Source organism: Gordonia sp. (in: high G+C Gram-positive bacteria) (genome assembly GCF_020438995.1).
Lineage (GTDB): Bacteria > Actinomycetota > Actinomycetes > Mycobacteriales > Mycobacteriaceae > Gordonia.
This window is the reverse complement of record NZ_JAGQTN010000085.1, coordinates 1-3,376: the sequence shown is the minus strand read 5'-3', so window position 1 is coordinate 3,376 and position 3,376 is coordinate 1. Positions and strand designations below refer to the sequence as shown.

General features: G+C 66.0%; 4 protein-coding genes. All 4 read left to right on the top strand.

All coding sequences use genetic code 11. The features are described from left to right. The coding region (locus tag KDB67_RS07145; protein ID WP_291014149.1) for a putative zinc-binding metallopeptidase at positions 1-1,080 on the top strand (1,080 nt) is incomplete at its 5' end. Continuing rightward, positions 1,067-1,492 carry an OsmC family protein gene (locus tag KDB67_RS07140; RefSeq protein WP_291014147.1) on the top strand — a complete coding sequence of 142 codons (426 nt, stop codon included), beginning with the start codon at positions 1,067-1,069 and terminating at the stop codon, positions 1,490-1,492. The genes KDB67_RS07145 and KDB67_RS07140, both read left to right, overlap by 14 nt. Before the next feature lie 34 nt (positions 1,493-1,526). Next, entirely contained in the window at positions 1,527-1,808 is a 282-nt protein-coding gene (locus tag KDB67_RS07135; protein WP_291014145.1) for an acylphosphatase, read from the top strand. A gap of 69 nt (positions 1,809-1,877) precedes the next feature. Further along, positions 1,878-3,376: AAA family ATPase (locus KDB67_RS07130; protein WP_291014143.1), on the top strand; the 1,499-nt coding region annotated here is incomplete at its 3' end.

Sequence of the window (3,376 nt, the reverse complement as noted above, 5' to 3'; positions counted from 1 at the left end):
GGATTCGTCAGTCAGGAATGTCCCCGGTGCGGGGCGAGCCTCGGGGTGCATCTCCCAAGCCGATCGCTGGTCGTGGCACATCCCGACGGCATTGAAATCGACGGTCGGCGGTGGGTGAGATGTGCCAATTGGCATGACATGGGCTGCAACTGGGTGACGCCCGCCGAACTCGGTGTGGGTGAGGAGGGGCTTCGTGGGCGGTGCTTCGCGGGCTCCTTGATCCGGGTTTATCCCGACACCGACGACACGGTCGCGCTCGACAAGCTCCACTCGGCCACGGTGAACCTGCGGATGTTGGTTTATCAGCTCGCCGAGCTAGGACTGCCGATCGAACCTTTCTGGCGCACCGAGGGTGGGCTGGCGTTTGATCTGACGTCGAGCATCACCACCGGAAAGCCGGTGGTGATCGGCCATGCCAACGGCGTGGTGACGATCGACCTGGCCGAGACGATGGACGCCTACCGGGAACGCCTCCGAGTGCGCCTCGGGGAACCGTATAGGACGATGCTCGGGCATTTCCGACATGAAGTGGGCCACTACTACCAGAACGTGCTGATCGAAAACGGCGAGGGCGCCGCCCGGTATCTCGACGAGTGCCGCGAGATCTTCGGTGACGAGCGAGCGAGCTACCAGGACGCGATCAATCGCCACTACAAGTTCGGCGCGCCGGAGAACTGGCATGAGTCGTTCATCTCCGAATATGCGACGATGCACCCGTGGGAGGACTTCGCCGAGTGCTTCGCCCACTACCTCCACATCACAGGAACCATCGACACCGCACGGGAATCGGGGTTGATGCTGGACAAAGATCTGGTGCGCTTCTCGATGGACCGCGCCATCGTGCCGTTGGAGAGCTACGCCGACGAACCGATCGAACGGCTGCTCTACGACTGGAAATGGTTGTCCGCCATGTTCAATCGGGTCAATGCAGCAATGGGAGGACAGCTACTGTATCCGTTCGACATACCGGAACCGGTGGTCGCGAAACTCGGTTTCGTGCACAAGGTGATCCGGGGGACCGCGAAATTCGACTTGTGTTCCACACACGAAAGGGCCGACCACACCTATGAGCACCACTGAGACCCCGACCGAACTCTGGGTGCAGCGCACCGGAACCCGCCGCTACACCGGGCACAGCTCGCGTGGGGCCCAGGTGCTGATCGGGTCCGAGGACGTCGAGGGGGTGTTCACGCCCGGGGAACTGCTGAAGATCGCGCTCGGCGCGTGCACCGGTATGTCGTCGGACAAGCCGCTTTCGCGTCGGCTCGGCGACGACTATGACGCTACGATCCGGGTCAGCGGGCCCGCGGACCGGGAGAACGAGGTGTACCCGGTCCTGTCGGAGATCCTGCAGGTGGACCTGTCCGAACTCGACCCCGAGGCCGCGCAACGGTTGCTCGTGGTGGTGGAGCGGGCCGTCGAAGCTGTGTGCACCGTCGGGCGGACCATCAAGGCCGGTGCCGAGGTCAAGCTGGAGATCGAGACCGACTAAGAGTGAATCCGCTCACACCGGCTAGTTTTGAGTGATGAGCGCAACACAGCAGCGGCTGACCGCCTGGGTGCACGGACATGTTCAGGGCGTGGGCTTCCGGTGGTGGACGCGGTCGCGTGCCCTCGAACTGGGCCTGGTCGGATATGCGGCCAATCAGGCCGACGGCCGGGTGCTGGTGGTCGCTGAAGGGCCACGCGCCGACCTCGACCAACTGGTCGACTGGCTGCGCAACGGCAACACACCCGGACAGGTGACGCTGGTCGTCGACGATTTCTCCGTGGCCCGGCGAGACCTCCAGGGCTTTCACGAGAGGTGACTGGGGCGGGACCTTCCTCACAGTGGTGTGACCTGGACCTGTCGTAGCCCGCGGGTAGGGTTGTCGGTCGTGCATCTCAAGAGCCTGACCCTCAAGGGGTTCAAATCGTTCGCGTCGGCGACGACGCTGCGCTTTGAACCGGGGATCACCTGTGTGGTGGGCCCGAACGGCTCGGGCAAGTCCAACGTCGTCGACGCGCTCACCTGGGTGATGGGGGAGCAGGGCGCCAAGGCGTTGCGCGGCGGCAAGATGGAGGACGTCATCTTTGCCGGCACTTCCGGGCGGCCTCCGCTGGGCCGGGCCGAGGTCACCTTGACCATCGACAACGCCGACGGCGCGCTTCCCATCGACTACTCCGAGGTGTCCATCACGCGGCGGATGTTCCGCGACGGCGCCGGTGAGTATGAGATCAACGGCAGCACGTGCCGGTTGATGGATGTGCAGGAACTGCTGTCGGACTCGGGCATCGGCCGCGAAATGCACGTCATCGTCGGACAGGGGCGGCTGGCGGCGATCCTGGAATCGCGGCCCGAGGACCGGCGCGCCTTCGTCGAGGAGGCGGCCGGTGTTCTCAAGCATCGGCGCCGCAAGGAGAAGGCGGTCCGCAAGCTACAGGGGATGCAGGCCAACCTCGACCGGCTCGGCGATCTGACCGCCGAACTGCGCCGTCAGCTCAAACCGCTCGGCAGGCAGGCCGAGGTCGCCCGCCGGGCACAGACCATCCAGGCCGACCTGCGCGATGCCCGGCTGAGGTTGGCCGCCGACGACCTGGTGACCCGCCGTGCCGAGATGGCCCAGCACACCGCCGTCGAGGACGAGGTGCGTCGCGAACAGGACACCGTCACAGCACAACTGGACACGGTTACCGCTGCCGCCGCCGAACACGAAACCCACCTCGCCGAGATCGTGCCCGCCGCCGAAGCCGCCGGCCAGGGCTGGTTCCGGCTCTCGGCACTGGCCGAACGTGTCGACGCCACCTGTCGCGTCGCCGGCGAACGTAGCCGCTACCTGTCCGAACCCTCGGCGCTGCCCAGCGGTCCCGATCCGGAAGAACTCGAGACGGAGGCCGAGGAGGCCGCCGATACCGAGATGGAACTGACCGAGGCCGTCGAAATGGCCGCCGAACGACTCGATGAGGCGAAAACCGAGCTGGCCGAACGGGAATCGTTCGCCGAGGCCACCGAACGGGCCCATCTGGAGGCGGTGCGGGCGATCGCCGACCAGCGTGAGGGTATCGCCCGGCTCGAAGGGCAGGTGGCCAACCTGCGTACGCGCACCGAATCCGTCGACGCGGAGACCACGCGGCTCACCGAGGCGATCACGGCGGCCTCCGAACGCGCCGACCACGCCCGTCACGCACAGGACGCAGCCGAGACACTGCTAGCCGAACTCGAAGGCGCCGAGGCCGGACTCGATGAACACCACGACAGGTGTGTGGCCGCGCTAGAGCTGTCCGATGATCGGGTGGCTGCCCTGCTGGCCGAGGAACGTACCACCGAGCAGCGGATCGCCTCACTCACTGCCCGCATCGAGGTTCTCTCCGGCAGCCTCGAACGCGGCGACGGCGG